Origin of the sequence: Pseudomonas sp. NFACC25 (assembly GCF_900100935.1) — a bacterium.
Taxonomy (GTDB): domain Bacteria; phylum Pseudomonadota; class Gammaproteobacteria; order Pseudomonadales; family Pseudomonadaceae; genus Aquipseudomonas; species Aquipseudomonas marginalis.
The window spans coordinates 131,656-147,105 of record NZ_FMUC01000003.1; the positions used below are offsets into that span (position 1 = coordinate 131,656).

The window sequence follows — 15,450 nt, forward strand, 5'->3', positions numbered from 1 at the left end:
GTCTGCCGCGTGGATACCACGTGTGCTCAAACCCGGCGACGTTTTCAGTCTGTTCCTGGGACACCCCCTCGTCTACTGTCAGATCTGACAGGTGCTAACTGGCCATTAGTTGTTGCGCGCCTGAGGCACAAACGTCTCATGCAAATGCCGCCATAACAGCGCACCACTGGCCTGCTTCTCGAACACTACGGTGGCGCGGCGATCGGTCTGTGTGCCGCTGGCATCGATCTGATGCTCGCGATAAGTCACCGTTGCGCCGCGCGCATGCCGGTCAATCCCAGCCATTTCACTCAAGGTGATCTTCAACCCCGGGCGCATACCACCCAGGCGAGTGAACAGGGCGTTGACCCCGGCTGCATTGACGCGTGTGCCGGTGGCGGGGGCGATCATGCTGAACTCCGGGGAGAAGCGCGCAAGCAGGCTTTGCAGGGTGCCTTCCGGCGCAACCCCGGCAAACCATTGCTCGATCTCGACGTGGGTCTGGATCACTTCTTCAAAAAAATCGCTGTAGTCGATCATTTACAAACTCCCATTCAAACCAAAGCGTTTTTTCAACACGGCTTCCAATAATCCCTTGGGCAACAACGCGGCCATCAACGGCAACGCCCGGCTGCCATTGCCCGAGCGCAACAGGCGCGGCGGCTGTGGTTGTTGCACCGCCTTGAGCACATCCGCTGCAAACACGCCGGCCGGGGTGGGCTTGTCCTGAGAGGCCTGGCTGCGTGCGCGAATGCCCTCGCGCAACGGCCACCACGGCGATTTTTCGTTGATTAACAGCTCGGCCTGGGCGCCGGCGTTTTTGGCAAAACTCGTATTGATGGCGCCGGGCTGGACTTCCATCACCCTCACCCCAAATGGTGCCAGCTCCATGCGCAGTGCATCACTCAATGCATGCACCGCCGCCTTGGACGCGCAGTAGGCGCCGGCAAACGGCGTGACCAGCACGCCGGAAACGCTGCCGATATTCACCACCAGCCCTTTGCGCTTGCGCAGGGCCGGGAACAGCGCCTGGGTCACGCCGACGATGGAAAATACGTTGGTCTCGAACTGGCGCTGCATCGCCTCGGTGCCGCCATCGAGCAGCGGGCCCATGGCGCCGTAGCCGGCGTTGTTGATCAGTACATCCAGCTCTCCCAGTTGTTCGGCCAGGCGCTGTAAAGCGGCACTGTCGTTGACGTCGAGTTCGACGGCATTGAAACCCGCAGCGGCGAGGGCGGTGACGTCTTGCGGGCGGCGGGCGCTGGCCCACACGTCGAAACCGGCGGATTTGAAGGCCTCGGCCAGGGCGCGGCCAATACCGCTGGAGCAACCGGTGATGAGTACGTTGGGCATGGATCAGTCCTTTGTCAGTCCGAGAAGCTGCCTTGCAGATGCTCGGCGCGAAATTCCAGGGTTTGCGCGCGGTAGCCGGGGCGCAGGGGCGGGGTGGGCAGGCAGTCGTCCCAAGTGGCGCCGGCCTGCAACTCGCCGGGCCCACGATAGCGCGGGGCGGCGTAGACGTTGTCGGCCAGGTTGACCGTATCGCCCGGCGCATAGGCGGCGACGCGCCAGCGCAGTTCGGTGAGGGGGACGTCGTTGCCGTTGTTCAGGGTCAGCTTGAGCGGGCGGTCAGCCGGGCATTCCTGCGGGGCGTAGGTGATGCGCAGTTCAAGGCGCGCCAGTTGCGAGGCTTCGCGGTTGTCCAGCCACACCACCCACACCGCGACAAGACCCAGGCCGACGGCAGCGGCCAACGACACCGGCAATGCCTTGGCCGGGTAGCGCAGCAGGAGGATCAGCCAGGTGATGATCAGTAGAACGCCGAAGAACATGGAGACCACCTCGAGTAGGGAACGAGCATCCTAACTTAAGCGTAGGTGGGATTGGCTACCTTGAGTGCTGTGGTGGGTGTGCCGGCCTCATCGGGGGCAAGCCCCCTCCCACATTTGAATGTATTCGCAGATCAAAGGTGGGAGGGGGCTTGCCCCCGATGAGGCCCGCCCAGCCAGCGTAAATCCCAAACAAAAAGCCCCCACCCAACCCACTGCGGATAGGGGACGCAATGGGCTGGGCGAGGGCTTCTTGTACGACTGTTTTACTGCGCGATAGTTTTCACCGACACGCCACGTTCAACCGGCGTCGAGCGCCCGTAGATATCTTCGAAGCGCTCGATATCGTCTTCGCCCAGGTAGCTGCCCGATTGCACTTCGATGATCTCCAACGGGATCTTGCCCGGGTTGCGCAGGCGGTGCACCGAGGCGATCGGGATGTAGGTGGACTGGTTCTCGCAGAGCAGGAACACGTTCTCGTCACAGGTGACTTCGGCGGTGCCGCTGACCACGATCCAGTGTTCGGCGCGGTGGTGGTGCATCTGCAACGACAGGCACGCGCCCGGCTTGACCGAGATGTGCTTGACCTGGAAGCGACCGCCCATGTCCACCGAGTCGTAGGAGCCCCACGGACGATAGACTTCGCAGTGGTTCTGGGTTTCGCTGCGGCCCTGTTCGTTGAGGGTGTTGACCATCTGCTTGACGCCCTGGACCTTGTCCTTGTGGGCAATCATCATCGCGTCCTTGGTTTCCACCACCACGATGTTTTCCAGGCCGATTACCGACACCAGCTTGCCGTTGCCGTGGATCATGCAGTTCTTGCTGTCCTGGATCACCACGTCGCCCTTGGTGACGTTGCCGTTGGCGTCTTTATCGTTGACCGCCCACAGCGAAGCCCAGCAACCCACGTCGCTCCAGCCGGCGCTCAACGGCACCACGCAGGCGCGCTGGGTTTTTTCCATCACGGCGTAGTCGATGGAGTTGTCCGGGCAGCAGGCGAAAGTGGCTTCGTCGAAGGTCACGGTATCGGCGTCTTGCTGGCTGCGCTCCAGGGTCAGCACGCAGGTGTCGTAGATGTCCGGATCGTGCTTTTTCAGCTCTTCCAGGAAGCGGCTGGCGCGGAACAGGAACATGCCGCTGTTCCAGAAGTAACCGCCGCTTTTGACGAATTCGACGGCGCGTTTTTCATCGGGTTTTTCCACGAACTGCTGTACGCGGCTCACGCCTTCGGGCAGCAGCGAATCGTTGGTGGACTTGATGTAGCCGTAGCCGGTTTCCGGACGGGTCGCCGGCACGCCGAACAGCACCATCTCGCCACGCTCGGCGGCCACGGTGGCCAGGGCCAGGGCGCGTTGCAGGGCTTTCTGGTCGTCGATCACGTGGTCGGCCGGCAGCACCAGCATCAGTTCGTCACGGCCTTCGTTGACCAGCATCATCGCGGTGAGGGCCACGGCCGGCGCGGTGTTGCGGCCGAAGGGTTCCATCAGGATGCGTTGGCACTCCAGTTTACGGTTGGCCAGTTGCTCGTTGACGATGAAGCGATGGTCCTTGTTGCAGACCACGATCGGGGAGTCCATGCCTTCGAACACCAGGCGTTCCAGGGTTTGCTGGAACAGCGTGTGCTCGCCGGTCAGGGCCAGGAATTGTTTGGGGAACTGTTTGCGGGAAAGCGGCCAAAGACGTGAGCCGCTACCACCGGAAAGGATTACTGGGATCATGTGTTTCTCCTTGAATCAATTTGGGTCAGAGCTACGAAGGTTTGTCGTTTCACTCTTGTTTTTGTCTCGTGTCCGGGCCGGCCGCAGCCGACCCGGAAAATTCATTCAGCGGGTCGACACCGGGCGTTTTACCCAGACTGGCGAAATGCTCGAACCCGAACCGGTGACGTACAGCACCGCTGCTTCACCGCGCTCCAGGGCCACTGGCTTGACGTCGCCGACTTTCTTGTCGCCGTCATACAGCGCCAGGCTCACCTTCACCGGGTTGATCTCACGTTCGCCACGGCCTTTGGCGGCCACCGACTTGACCACGTCGGTCTTGCCGTCGGCGGTTTTCAGGGTCAGGGCCTTGTCGCTGAGGTTCTGCACGCGCACCAGGGATTTCTGCTTGTTCTTGAACGGTGGCTCTTCGATCAGCTGCGGCTGGCCGCTGTTGTTGTTGACCAGGGTGTAGTAGTGGTCCGGGGCGAGCTTGACCGGCACGGTCTGGCTGCCGACCTTGGCGCTGTAGTCGCCGCCGGGCATGAAGCTGAAGTCGCTGCTGGCCAGCGGGGCCACGTCGCTGAGGTTGGTGCTGCCGACAGTGGCGCTGACTTCCTGGTTGGAGGCGTTGTAGATCCGCACGAAGCTTGAGCCTTTCGGTGCAACTGGGCCGTACAAGGCAGCGTCACCGGCGAAGGCGGACAGGGATACCAAGCTCATACCGGCAGCCAGGGCCAGAGTCTTAGCGAGACGACGCGGAGTAGTAGTGAAAGTCATGTGAGTTACCTCTCTTTCAGTTTTGCGCCCGGTCGGGCGTCTCGGATTTTGGGTTTTTAGCTGGGGTGTTCAGTGCCATGTTTTGTTGGCGCGAACCGGCTTGTTTAAGTTGCGCAACCCACGATGGGTCGGCATCACCGATTTCGTTGTTCACGGGCAGATAGCGTTCAGGAAACTCCCAGATCAGCACCTGTGGCGGGCTGTTCTTGAAGTCGTCACTTTTCAGGTAGCTGAGCATCGGCAGGATCGGGCCATGGCCGTCTTCGGCGTAGCTGACCACGTCGCTGCCCAGGGCTTGCTTGAGGGCGCCGACGAAGTTCCAGTTGGGGTTGGCGCTGTAGCTGGTGCCCACCAGGGCCACCGGGGTTTCGCTGTCGCTGAACAGCGCGTCGTCGCCTTTGGTTTCGGCCAGGTGCGTGACGCGTTTTTCCAGCGGCTCTTTCGGTGGCATCAGGTTTTCGAACAGCGGGTCCAGGGGCAGGAACAGACGCAGGTCGCCTTTATGCGGCTCGGTCTTCTCGGCCTCGGTGACAAAACGCTGCGGCTCGCCGTGGAGCGGGGTCTTATCGGCGATGGTTTTAGCCAATTGCTTGGCAGCGATTTCGGCGCCGTCCGGGGTCCAGTGGGTGTCGGTGCGCAGGAACACCTGCTTGCCGCCCAGCTTGGCCTGTTGCAGCGGGCCGAGCAGGTCCGGGGCGATGATCTTGTCGGCGGCCACACGGGCGTGGAAGTCCTGGTACAGGTTGGCGTGGATGCTCGCCGGTTTCACTTCACCCAGGTGCTCCGGGTACAGGCGCACCTTGGCCGGCACGATCGCCATCACCAGTTGGATGCCCTGGGCCTTGAGCTTCTGGCGCACGCCTTCGACCAGCGCGTAGTTGCCTTGAAGGTTCTGGTCTTCGTTGACGGCGGGGTTGAACTCCTCGTCGCTGTACAACCAGTGATCGCGGCCCAGCACCACGCCAGGGCGGCCTTCATTGAACAGCTTGTAGTCCAGCGCGGCCCAGAGGTTGGTGCCCAATCGCTTGATCGGGAACTCCTCGTCGTAATGGGTCTCGACGGCCTTGGTCCAGCGACCGTTGAGCACGGTCGCGTCGGCGTTGGTACTGAAGCCCAGGAAGCTGCGCAGCGACCAGGCGCCCAGGGCCAGCAGCAGCACCAGGAACAGGCCGATATAGAGGACGCGTAATGAACGGGTCATGGTCGGCTCCCTCAGAATTGGAAGTAAAGGAACGGCGAGAAACTCTGCGCCGACAGTTTGAGAATCGACGCCACGAACAGCAGCAGCACCGCCGCGCGCATGGCGTAGCGTGGCCAGTCAGCGGTCCAGTAGGCCGGTTGCACGGCAGCGTCACGACCTACGGTGAAACCTGGCTCGTGGATGCTGCCCGGGTTGTCGCCCGGCACGGCCTTGATCAGGCTCGGGTCGGCCGGCTTGGTTTTCTCGGCAGGGCGGTTGGTGTAGAAGTCGCGCAGGCCGAAGAACGCCAATGTTGCGTACGCCACCACCAGGGTCGCGACTTGCAGGCCGGTGAGGCTGGCGCGGTTGAGTTCCGACAGCGACCACTCGCCGAAGCTGAACATCGCACCGTACATACGGCCCGCGACGTGGAGGTTTTCGGCGCGGAAGATCACCCAGCCCATCACCACCAGCAGGAAGGTGAAGGCCCAGCGCAGTACGTTGAAACTGCGCGGTGCGGTGTTGAGGCCGATGGCTTTTTCAATCGCCAGCCACATGCCGTGCCAGGCACCCCACACGATGTAGGTGATGTTCGCACCGTGCCACAGGCCACCGAGCAGCATGGTCAGGAACAGGTTGCGGTAGGTGGTCAGCGTGCCTTTACGGTTGCCGCCCAAGGTGATGTACAGGTAGTCACGCAGCCAGGTGGACAGGCTGATGTGCCAGCGCCGCCAGAACTCGGTGATCGACTGGCTGATGTACGGCTGCTTGAAGTTTTCCATGAAGCGGAAACCCATCATCAAGCCCAGGCCGATGGCCATGTCGCTGTAGCCGGAGAAGTCGAAGTACAACTGCGCGGTGTAGGCCAGCGCCCCCAGCCAGGCATCGCCGGTGGTGGGGTTTTGCAGGGCGAAGCAATGGTCGGCCACCACCGCCAGGGTGTCGGCGATGAAGACCTTCTTGATGAAACCCTGCATGAACCGCGTGCAGCCCTCGGAGAACTTGTCGAGGGTGTGGGTGCGGTTATTGAACTGGTCGGCCAGGTCGCGGAAACGCAGGACCGGGCCGGCGATCAGGTGCGGGAAGATCGCCACGAACGCCGCGAAGTCGATGAGATTGCGGGTCGCCGGGGTATCGCCACGGTACACGTCGATGATGTAGCTGATGGACTCGAAGATGTAGAACGAGATCCCGATCGGCAGCAGCACGTGGGTGAGGATGAAAGGCTCCAGGCCGGCCGACTTCATCATGACGTTGATGCTGTCGACGCCGAAGTTGGCGTACTTGAAGTAGCCGAGGATGCACAGGTCGACCGCCACGCCCAGCAGCAGCCAGCGTTGGGCCGGCTTGGTGCGCACGCCGGCGGCACCGACCTTGAGGCCGATCCAGTAGTTCCACAGCGTGACGGCGGCGAACAGCGCCAGGAAGTCCACTCGCCACCAGGCGTAGAACACGTAGCTGGCAATCAGCAGCAGCAGATTGCGATAGCGTTGCCCGCTCAAGTAGTACAAGCCGAGAAAGATCGGCAAGAACAGAAACAGGAACACATTGGACGAGAAAACCATCCCGATCTCTCCATGTTTAACCAACAGTCAAGGGCCAGAGCCCCCCCAAACCCCCCCACGAAAAGACGGGGAGGGCGGTACAACATTCCTACTGACGAAACTGGCTCAAAAATGTGGGAGGGGGCTTGCCCCCGATGGCGGTGTAACAGTCGCCATCTGTGTTGAATGACACCCTGCTATCGGGGGCAAGCCCCCTCCCACATTTTTTACCGAGTTCGCTCAGGAACCTTTGTTGCCTTTTTCATGCGTCGGGTCGTAGACCTTGGTCAGGTCACCCCCGAGGCGGAAGGTCTTGAACGGCTGCATGCCATGCTTGCGTTCGATCACATCCGGTGCGCAGGTGTAGAGGGTGCAGAAGGGTTCGAGCCAGGCGAATTTCATGTCCTGCTTCAGGTCCTTCATGTCCTGCTCCTTGCCGTTCTTCTGTTCGAAGATCTCCGGGTCCTTGACCCCGGCCAGCACTTTGTCGCCCAGGCGCTTGAGTGCGCTGTTGTTTTCCTGGCGCAGGTCGACACCGTTGACCAGGGCAAAACTGGCGATCATCGACAGCGGCGGCAACGCGTAGTTGTGGTACGACAAGGCACGCTGCTGACGCTTCAACTCGTTGGGCAGGAAGCCTTGGTCGTCGACCTGGTTGACGCCAACCTTGTATTCCTTGACGGCCCAGTCAAACAGGTCGCGACGGTTGGTGGCGACGGACGTTGCCATCACCGACCAGGCGGCCCAGTAGGAGTGGTTGTTGGTTTTTTCCAGCGGCAGGTTGTCCCAGTCGCTGACCACCTGATCGGCCAGTTTGTTGAACCAGGCTTCGATCAGTTGCGACTCCTGCTGGTGGTTGGCCAACGGGTGCGAGTCGGAGAACTTCAGGCGCACATAGGCCGACGCCATGCTGCCCAGGGCCCATTTGCGCATGGACTTGCCGGTGTGGTTGAAGTCCTTGGACATCAACGCATCGGCCTTGGCCCACGACACCAGCCAGTTCAGGGTGCATTCGAGCTGCTCCGGGCGACCGTCGCGCATGAATTGCATCACGCGCTTGCTGGTGTCTTTTTCCAGCTTGGTGATATCGGCGGTGCTGTCGCGAAAGGCTTTTTCCGACTGCACGTTCAGGGTCGAACGGGCTTTGTCGGAACCTTCGTACTTGCTGCGAAATTGCAGAGGCCCGGTGTAGGGCGTCGGCATGGTGTCGCAGTTTTCCTTGAAGTCGCCGGTCTTGAACGCTTCAATCGGTGCGAAGTAGCCCTGGGGCGGACGCAGCGGGGCGGCGGCGTTGACCGAACCGGCGAAGATCGCCAGGCCCAGTAACGATGGAATCCATAACTTCTGCATAAGTAACCTCATTGCCCTGTCGAGGCAGTCTGTTGACCGCCCGCTGGGAATACGTTGCGTGTGCAAATTTTCGCTTCGACCTTCTGCGCGGCAGCGCCCGCTTCGGGGCCCTGCACTTCCACGGCCAGCAAGTTCTGCGAGGCCCAGTCTTCATCGGTGCGCAGTTCAAAGGCGAAACGCCCGTCTGTTTCGGATGTTTCGGGTTTCTCGATCTTGATGTCCTCGTGGCGCCCGTTCATGTACCAGAGGGTGGCTTGCAAGGTTTTCACCGACGGGTCGGCGAAGCGGATATCAACCTGGTGATTGGCATTACGCAGGTCTTTGTTCGAACTGTTAACCAGCAATTCGTTCTTGCCCGGTTTCAATGTAGTGCTCGCGCTCATCTGGGCGGTCTTGCCTTCGCAGCCGTTGTCGAGCAGCGCCATCATCTGGCGGTAGATGGTCTCCTGGTCCAGGCGATACAGCGGCGAGAACTCCCAGATCAGGATTTTCGGCGGGCTCTTCTGGAATTCGTCGCTGCCCAGGTACTGGATCATCGAGCCTTCCAGGCCACCGCCGGGGAAGGCGACGTTGAGGATGTCGGCACCGATTTCCTGTTCCAGGAAACCGGCAAAGTTGTAGTTCTTGCCACTGTGGCTGGTGCCCACCAGGGTGATCTGCGGGTTGCCCGAATCGCCGAACAGGTCGCCGTCGCCGGCTTCGCCTTTCGGCTCGGTGGTGAACTGGTCCATGTACTGGATCGCGTAGCTGGTGCCGCACAATTGCCCGGCCATGTTGTGCAGGGTGCCGGTCTTGCCCATGCGTCCGGAGCGCTTGGTCTCGAATTCGCGCTTGGGAATATCGGCGAACTCAGGCATTGCACGCACCTTGGCGCCGACGATTTTCGCCGTGCGCTGGGCGCCGTATGGAGTCCAGTGCTGGTCGCCGCGGAAGTAGAAGTCGTGGGCCGGCAGTTCGTCCGGCAGTTGCTCGTTGGTCAACGGCGACAGGTCCGGCACCACGTAGCCCATCTTGGCGAAACGGCCGAGCATGGTCTTGTAGTTGCCCAGGGCCTTGTCGAAATCGAACGAGGCTTTTTCCGCGGGGTTGAGCTTGTTGCGGTTCACCAGGCCACGGGTCGGCTGGTAGACCACTACCAGTTCCACGCCCTTGGCCTTGAACGCGTCGTGCAGTTGTTGCATGCGCTTGTAGCCGGCCGGGCTGGTGTCGAACTCGGTGCGCAGGTCTTCCTGGGTACGGAACAGCCAGTCGCCCTGGGCTTGCACCAGGGTGGTGAAGTTCTGCTGGTAGCGCGTGGTGTAGTTCTTCGCGTCATGGGCGGCCGGGCACAGGCTGCAGCAGGGTTCGGCGGTGAAGGTCGGCGCCTTGATTTCGTCGGCGCGCACGCCCTGGCTGGCCGCGAGCAGGCCGAGGGCCAGACCCGAGAGGCTCAGCAGTTTGATCATGTGTGGGTGCATAAGGGTCATCCTCAGTCCTGCATTTCGGTCTGGCGTTCGACAGGGTCGATCAGCACGGCTTTCTGCTGGCGCACCAGCAGGTCGAGAATTTCTTCCTGGCGATCGCCCAGCACGCCGGAAAAGCTGATGCCGCTGGATTTGGTCGGCGCCAGCATCGACACGCGGTACAGCTCGATACTCAGTGGCGAGTCGATGGACAACGGCCCGCTGCCGTTACCCGCCAGTTCACCGCCGACCACGATCAGCGAGACCTTGGCGTCGAACGGGTCGAGGGCGATGTCGCGGTCGGTGTCGGTCAAATCCTTGATGTGGCCGTACACGCCGGTCAGGCCGTTGGCCATCGAGGTGTTTTCGTACAGCTTGATATTCACGCTGTTACGCACGCGGATGCCGTGGCGACGGTTGCTGATCACCTTGTTGCCCCACAGCAGGTTGTCGCCGCTCTCATAGAGGGTGATGCCGTCGGTGTGGTTGCGGTAGATCTCGTTGTCGGCGATCAGGTTGTTCACGCTGTTACGGTCGATCACCAGGCCCGAAAGCTTGTTGTCGTAGCTGCGGTTGTTGAAGATGAAGCTGTCGTTTACCTCACGGGAAATGATGATGCCGTGCTTCTTCTTGGTGCCGTAGACGGTGTTGTCCGCGATGATCAGGCCGTGGGAACGGTCATGGGGGTCAATGCCGTAGACGATGTTGTCTTTGTAGGTATTGCCCTTGATCACGAAGCCCGTGGTCTCGTAGCAGTAGAAGCCGTACCACATGTCCGAGAACTCGGAATCGATGATCCAGCCGGTCGGCTCGGGGCGCTTGAGCACCTTGGCCATGTTCGGCGTGTACTGGGAAATACTCACCCCGTACGACTTACTGTTGGCATAGCCGAAACTGGCCATCTTGGTCTTGGAAACGTAGGTCTCGGTGCCGCCCCAGGCCAGCAGGAACGGGCGGAATTCCTTGGGCGACTTGAACAGCGCCGGGCCATTGGCCTTTTCGCTCCAACCGGTGATCTTGGTGTCACGCACGAACAGCTGACCGTCGTTGATCAGGAACGAACCGCCTTCCTGGGACAGCCGCAGCTCCTGGGTGTTTTTATCGATGTCCAGGATGCCCTTGCGCCCGACCACGATCGGCAACTTGGCCAGGAACACGCCCGGCGAGGTTTCGCTGAAGTACTGCTTGGGCACTTTGCCCAGCAGGTCCTTGAGGTTCATGTAGCCGTCGTCGACAAAGATCGCCTGGGGAATGCCGTGCTGGCGCACCACCCATTCGGCCATCTTGTTGTCGCCGCCGATAAAGTCCTTGAGGGCGTCTTCCTGCATCATGCGGCGGATGCTGATCTTGCCGGGCTTGGTGCGTACGATCTTCTTTTCCATCGCTGCGGCGGTATAACCCGACAGGTCAGGCAGGGCTGGCTTGGCCATTTCCAGCGGCGCGGTCGGCGGGCTGGAAATGGTGTAGGTCTTGGCCTGTTGCAGTTCCTTGGCGATGGTCGGCGCCTTGGCCGCCGTATCGGCAAACGCTGTGGCACTGGCCATCAGCATTGCCGCGACGAGTAGGCTTTGAGCATTCATTGCGCAGGCTCCCATCAGAATTTCCAGATCACGTCGACAAACGCGCGATGCATGTACGAGTCGACCTGGCTGCCATAGGCATCACCTGGCTTGAACACACCGGCACGGAACCGCACCAGGGCTGATGGCTCGTCAACCGACTGGCTGAGCGCGGCCGGCAGCAGGCCGGTCTTGAAGTACTTGGTGACGACAAGGTCCATCTCCTGGCCCAGGTCTTTCTTGCCGTCTTCAAGGGGCAGGGAAGTGCTGGACAGGATCGCGCCGGTGACGTCATCGGTGTTGTTCTGCACGGCGTCGATGCCGTTGCTGCCGACTGGCTTGTTGCCGTCGACGCGCCAGAACTTGTGGTACACCAGGCTGGCGTCGTAGTCCTCACGCAGCTGCCAGGAACCGAACAGGCTCATGGACTGCATGTTGTTCATCTCGCCACGAAACGCTTCGCCGAAACGGTGCACGCGGGACTGGGTACCGGTCCAGTTCGAACGGTTGCTTTGCAGGCCGTTCTGCTCGTACTCGGCACTGGCGCGGGCATAGGCCGCACCCACTTGCCATTGCGGGTCCAGACGCAGGCGGATACCCAGGTCGGTCGCCCAGCCACTCACGTCATCGCTGCGCTTGGCCTCTGTCGGGCGGGTGCCGTCGGCGTTCAAGGCATTGACCGAGTCGCGGTCGCCTTTCATGCCGGTGATGCTGGCCCAGTAGTTGACGGTGTTGGTGTTGCGCCAGTTGTAGGCGTCGCTGTTGGCTTCGATGCCGAGCCAGGTCAGGTCGCCGTTCTCGCGCTTGTCCAGGGAGTCGGTGGCGACGCCCGGTTCCGGGTAGTCGAGCTTGCCGTTGTCATGGGTGTGGTGGCCACGCAGGCCGATCCACTGGCCTGGCGTCCACTGGTAGGACGCGTCGGCGTAGAGGTGCTGACGGTCCTTATCCTTGGGCGACAGTTCCTTGAGGTCGGTACGGTATTCGCTGAAACGTTCGGCGACGCCGACGTTGGCCTTGAGCAGGGTGGTGTCGAAGGTCCAGTTCAGCGCTTCGATGTTGGTGTCGCGCCATTGGCCGTCGTCGTTGCGCAGGCGTTGGCGACCAAGTTTGAGGATCTCGCCGGGGTAGGGCGTGAAGCCGCTGTAGCCGACCCAGAACTCGCGCATGGCCAGGTAGTTTTTCTTGGTCTTGCGGTCGTTGTTGGTGGTTTGCTGGTTTTCGTCATCCGCCGACTGTTGCAGGGTGTCGGTCTCGATGATGTCGCTCGAAGCAACCGCCTGGCCCATGGCGTAGGCGCTCCAGTTGCCGCTTTCGCCGTAGATCCACGGGCGCAGGTCGAGGCCGATGCCGTTGACGTCGCCGCCTTTCTGGGTGCCGAGGTCGCGGTCATCTTCGGACTGGCCGGTGACTTTGACTTCCAGGCCGAAATTCTTGGCTTCGGTCAGCGCGGCCAGGGTCGGGCACGACCACAGCAGGGCGAAGGTCAGGCCGATGCCGGCCTGCACGAATGGATTGAGCTTCATAGGGATTCCTCGCCGTCTTCTTCTTCCAGGGCGTGCAGTTGCAGCGTGCTCTGGGCCAGGGTGCCGCGGGCGGCCAGTTCCTGTTGCACCAGGCGTTGGCCTTGGGCGCGTTGTTCCGGTGTAAGCGGGGCTTCGAGCTGCGTGGCCAGGTCGTTGGCCTCTGGCGTGCCCTGGGCTTTGGCCAATTGGCTGAAGACATAGGCATTCAATGGGTCGGGCTTGGTGCCCTTGCCTTGGGAAAACAATTGGGCGATGGCGAAGTCGGCGCTGTTCTGGCCGTTGCGCGCAGCGGTCAGCAGGTGGTCCAGGGCTTTTTGCGAATAGACCTGGCCCAGGTAACCACGGCGGTAGATCTGACCGAGGTAGTAGTCGGCAGCCACTTCGCGGCCCACGGCTTTCTGGAAGTGCGCTTCAGCCGCCTTGGCGTCCGCCGGCACCCACTTGCCTTCGTAGTAGAGCTTGCCCAGCAACAGCTCGGCGCGCGGCTGGTCGGCGGCGCGGCCGTTGTCCAGGTACTTCATCATCTGGTCGACGTCGCCCAGTTCGGGGAAGTCGTAGAGCAGTTGCGCCAGGCTGACCCAGGAAGCCGGGTAGCCGGGGGCGATTTTTTCCAGCAGGGCCTGGGCGGTTTTCTCCTCGGTCTTGCCCAGCGTGGCGTCGCCCAATACGCGGGCGACGCTGTCGACGCGTTGGGCGGTGACGGTGCCGCGGCTGTAGCCGGCTTCCATCTGCTTGAGCAGTTCGGCCTGTTTTTCCGGCTGGGCTTTTTTCTGGTAGACCGTGGCCAGCTCGACATAGCAGATATCGGTGGTGTTCAGCGCGGCCTTGCAGATGCGCTCCACATCATCCAGATGCTGGTCGTAGGTGTCCTGGGTGCGATACAGCAGGACCTGGGCCAGGCCGGCTTCCGGGTAACCGGCGGCCTGCCACTTGCTGATCTGCTGCTGGGCATTCACGTTGGGAAAGCTGTGGGGGTATTGCAGGTACAGCATCGCCAGCGGGATCAGGGTGTTGCCTTCGCCATTGGCAAAGGCTTTTTTCAGCAGGCCTTCGGCTTCATGGTGTTCGGCTTCGGTGGAGCCTGGCTTGGCCACCAGCAGGCGACCGAGGCGGGCCTGGGCGCGCGGCGAGGTATCCGCCGCAGCGCGGTAGGTGGCCTCGGCCTGTTTGATTTGCGCCGGATCGCGGGTGCCTACCTGGATATCGGCCAGGCCCACCTGGGCCTCGCTGTAACCCAGTTCTGCCAGTTGCTGGTAATTCTGCTGCGCGGTGACGGTGTCGCCACGCTTGAGCGCTTCATTGGCCAGGCGTTGGTCGGGCAGGCCGGCGCAACCGGCGAGGGCGATGGCCAGCGCCAGGGGCACCGGCAGGGTTCGAAGGGCGCTCATGATTAAAGACCCGCAGCCATGGCTTTATCGATCAGCCAGTTCAGGGATGGGCCACGGTCGCTGGTCACTTCCACCGGGCGGCCGGCGTAGGCGCTGTCCAGCGGGGCGTCAGGCTTGATCTGTACGCGGATGTCGGAGGACAGGTCGGCGCTGTTCAGGCTGGTGCTGCTGACGATGGTGCCGGTGCGGGTCTGTTCTTCGTCGGCCACCTGGAAGCTCACCGGGGTGCCTGGGCGCACGTCACCGAACTGGCGATAGGTAAAGCGAGCTTCGACGTTAGCCTGGCTGCCGCGTGGCACCAGTTGGAAGATCACGTCGCCTTTGCTGGCGTACTGGCCGTCGGCGACCAGTTGCTGGGCGACCACGCAATCGCATGGCGAGGTGAGGGTGCCGGTCATTTGCTTGCCGAACAGCTCTTCGACCTTGGCCGGCTGCAGCTGGTCTTCGTCCAGGTGGCCCTTGAGCACATCCAGCATGCTGGTGCTGAAGGTCGCCAGTGGCGCACCTTTGGCCGCCACCGCGTCACCTTTGAGCAGGCTTTGCACGGTGCCGTCGCGGGGCATGGTCACGTTCATGCCGGGCACGCTGACCAGGCCCGCCTGGGCGTGGCTGACGAAGTACATGCCGTACACCGATTTGAACACGAAGCCGAAGGCTGCCAGGCCGACGAGGAAGATCGCCAGGCTGAACGTCACGGCGCGCAGGCGACCGAAGGCGCTCATGTTGCTGCCGCTGTCCTTGACCTTGCGCGCCTTGGTGAAGTTGTCGCGTTGCAGGGTCGCCAGCACGTCACCCATGGTCACGATGTCGCCGGACAGGTGCGAGGTGATCAGGTGGCGCAGGGTGGAAATATCCTGGGCGTCGAGGTTCTGGAACTGGCAACCGGTGCGGCCGGTCTGGCGGTCGTAGGAGCGGATCTGCAGCTCCACATCCATGGCCAGGCCGAGGTTATCGATGACGAACTGCAGGCGACCCTTGTGCACTTCACCCACGGTCAACGGCTGGGTGGCGGTGAACGCCAGGCCGCCGGCGGACAGGTCGATCACCCGCGCTTCGGTCTGGGTGCGGTCAGTGTTGAAGAAGCGCAGCTTGGCCGGGATTTTGACCCGGGCATGTTGACGCTGGGCTTCGGACTCGTGGACAACGTTGGCATTTACTTGGCTGTTCATGACGGTGTAA

General features: G+C 61.9%; 13 protein-coding genes. All 13 read right to left on the reverse strand.

Going from position 1 to position 15,450, the window contains the following annotated elements; translation table 11 throughout:
* Nucleotides 1-105: 105 nt before the first annotated feature.
* The 13 genes from BLQ09_RS08285 to BLQ09_RS08345 all read right to left on the reverse strand — a co-directional run bounded on the left by BLQ09_RS08285 (nt 106) and on the right by BLQ09_RS08345 (nt 15,440).
* On the reverse strand, nt 106-519 hold the full coding sequence (locus BLQ09_RS08285; RefSeq protein ID WP_027604738.1) for a hypothetical protein: 414 nt from the start codon (nt 517-519) through the stop codon (nt 106-108).
* Nucleotides 520-1,332 carry an SDR family oxidoreductase gene (locus BLQ09_RS08290; protein ID WP_092356189.1) on the reverse strand — a complete coding sequence of 271 codons (813 nt, stop codon included), beginning with the start codon at nt 1,330-1,332 and terminating at the stop codon, nt 520-522. It abuts the gene before it with no gap.
* Between the two features lie 14 nt (nt 1,333-1,346).
* A complete protein-coding gene (locus tag BLQ09_RS08295; RefSeq protein ID WP_027604736.1) occupies nt 1,347-1,811 on the reverse strand; it encodes a hypothetical protein in 465 nt (154 codons plus the stop codon).
* 263 nt (nt 1,812-2,074) lie between these two features.
* Complete coding sequence (locus BLQ09_RS08300) at nt 2,075-3,526, reverse strand: mannose-1-phosphate guanylyltransferase/mannose-6-phosphate isomerase (RefSeq protein WP_027604735.1); 1,452 nt, start codon at nt 3,524-3,526, stop codon at nt 2,075-2,077.
* Nucleotides 3,527-3,631: 105 nt separating this feature from the next.
* Nucleotides 3,632-4,285 carry an alginate O-acetyltransferase AlgF gene (locus tag BLQ09_RS08305; protein ID WP_027604734.1) on the reverse strand — a complete coding sequence of 218 codons (654 nt, stop codon included), beginning with the start codon at nt 4,283-4,285 and terminating at the stop codon, nt 3,632-3,634.
* 16 nt (nt 4,286-4,301) lie between these two features.
* On the reverse strand, nt 4,302-5,486 hold the full coding sequence (locus tag BLQ09_RS08310; RefSeq protein WP_027604733.1) for an alginate O-acetyltransferase: 1,185 nt from the start codon (nt 5,484-5,486) through the stop codon (nt 4,302-4,304).
* Between the two features lie 11 nt (nt 5,487-5,497).
* Nucleotides 5,498-7,030, reverse strand: a complete 1,533-nt coding sequence (locus tag BLQ09_RS08315; RefSeq protein WP_027604732.1) for an MBOAT family O-acyltransferase — start codon at nt 7,028-7,030, stop codon at nt 5,498-5,500.
* A 219-nt stretch (nt 7,031-7,249) separates the two neighbouring features.
* Nucleotides 7,250-8,359 carry a mannuronate-specific alginate lyase gene (locus tag BLQ09_RS08320; protein ID WP_083236343.1) on the reverse strand — a complete coding sequence of 370 codons (1,110 nt, stop codon included), beginning with the start codon at nt 8,357-8,359 and terminating at the stop codon, nt 7,250-7,252.
* An 8-nt stretch (nt 8,360-8,367) separates the two neighbouring features.
* A complete protein-coding gene (locus BLQ09_RS08325; protein ID WP_027604730.1) occupies nt 8,368-9,816 on the reverse strand; it encodes an alginate O-acetyltransferase in 1,449 nt (482 codons plus the stop codon).
* Nucleotides 9,817-9,827: 11 nt separating this feature from the next.
* The gene (algG, locus tag BLQ09_RS08330) at nt 9,828-11,396 is read right to left on the reverse strand and encodes a mannuronan 5-epimerase AlgG (RefSeq protein ID WP_027604729.1); all 1,569 of its coding nucleotides are present in this window, start codon (nt 11,394-11,396) and stop codon (nt 9,828-9,830) included.
* Nucleotides 11,396-12,883: an alginate export family protein gene (locus BLQ09_RS08335; RefSeq protein WP_027604728.1), complete on the reverse strand. Its 1,488-nt coding sequence runs from the start codon at nt 12,881-12,883 to the stop codon at nt 11,396-11,398. The genes algG and BLQ09_RS08335 overlap by 1 nt, the downstream gene beginning before the upstream one ends.
* Nucleotides 12,880-14,271, reverse strand: coding sequence for an alginate biosynthesis TPR repeat lipoprotein AlgK (gene algK / locus BLQ09_RS08340; protein ID WP_092356192.1), 1,392 nt, complete (start codon nt 14,269-14,271; stop codon nt 12,880-12,882). Before algK ends, BLQ09_RS08335 begins: the two co-directional genes overlap by 4 nt.
* A gap of 2 nt (nt 14,272-14,273) precedes the next feature.
* Nucleotides 14,274-15,440 (reverse strand): alginate biosynthesis protein Alg44, encoded by a 1,167-nt coding sequence (locus tag BLQ09_RS08345; RefSeq protein ID WP_027604726.1) that lies wholly within the window; start codon nt 15,438-15,440, stop codon nt 14,274-14,276.
* Between the last annotated feature and the right edge of the window lie 10 nt (nt 15,441-15,450).

Bases quoted from the DNA above. Each gene is read 5' to 3' on its own strand.
- BLQ09_RS08300 (WP_027604735.1), bottom strand. From the start codon at position 3,526: ATGATCCCAGTAATCCTTTCCGGTGGTAGCGGCTCACGTCTTTGGCCG.
- BLQ09_RS08310 (WP_027604733.1), bottom strand. From the start codon at position 5,486: ATGACCCGTTCATTACGCGTCCTCTATATCGGCCTGTTCCTGGTGCTG.
- BLQ09_RS08335 (WP_027604728.1), bottom strand. From the start codon at position 12,883: ATGAAGCTCAATCCATTCGTGCAGGCCGGCATCGGCCTGACCTTCGCC.
- BLQ09_RS08290 (WP_092356189.1), bottom strand. From the start codon at position 1,332: ATGCCCAACGTACTCATCACCGGTTGCTCCAGCGGTATTGGCCGCGCC.
- BLQ09_RS08345 (WP_027604726.1), bottom strand. From the start codon at position 15,440: ATGAACAGCCAAGTAAATGCCAACGTTGTCCACGAGTCCGAAGCCCAG.
- BLQ09_RS08305 (WP_027604734.1), bottom strand. From the start codon at position 4,285: ATGACTTTCACTACTACTCCGCGTCGTCTCGCTAAGACTCTGGCCCTG.
- BLQ09_RS08325 (WP_027604730.1), bottom strand. From the start codon at position 9,816: ATGCACCCACACATGATCAAACTGCTGAGCCTCTCGGGTCTGGCCCTC.
- BLQ09_RS08315 (WP_027604732.1), bottom strand. From the start codon at position 7,030: ATGGTTTTCTCGTCCAATGTGTTCCTGTTTCTGTTCTTGCCGATCTTT.
- BLQ09_RS08320 (WP_083236343.1), bottom strand. From the start codon at position 8,359: ATGCAGAAGTTATGGATTCCATCGTTACTGGGCCTGGCGATCTTCGCC.
- BLQ09_RS08295 (WP_027604736.1), bottom strand. From the start codon at position 1,811: ATGTTCTTCGGCGTTCTACTGATCATCACCTGGCTGATCCTCCTGCTG.
- algG (WP_027604729.1), bottom strand. From the start codon at position 11,396: ATGGGAGCCTGCGCAATGAATGCTCAAAGCCTACTCGTCGCGGCAATG.
- algK (WP_092356192.1), bottom strand. From the start codon at position 14,271: ATGAGCGCCCTTCGAACCCTGCCGGTGCCCCTGGCGCTGGCCATCGCC.
- BLQ09_RS08285 (WP_027604738.1), bottom strand. From the start codon at position 519: ATGATCGACTACAGCGATTTTTTTGAAGAAGTGATCCAGACCCACGTC.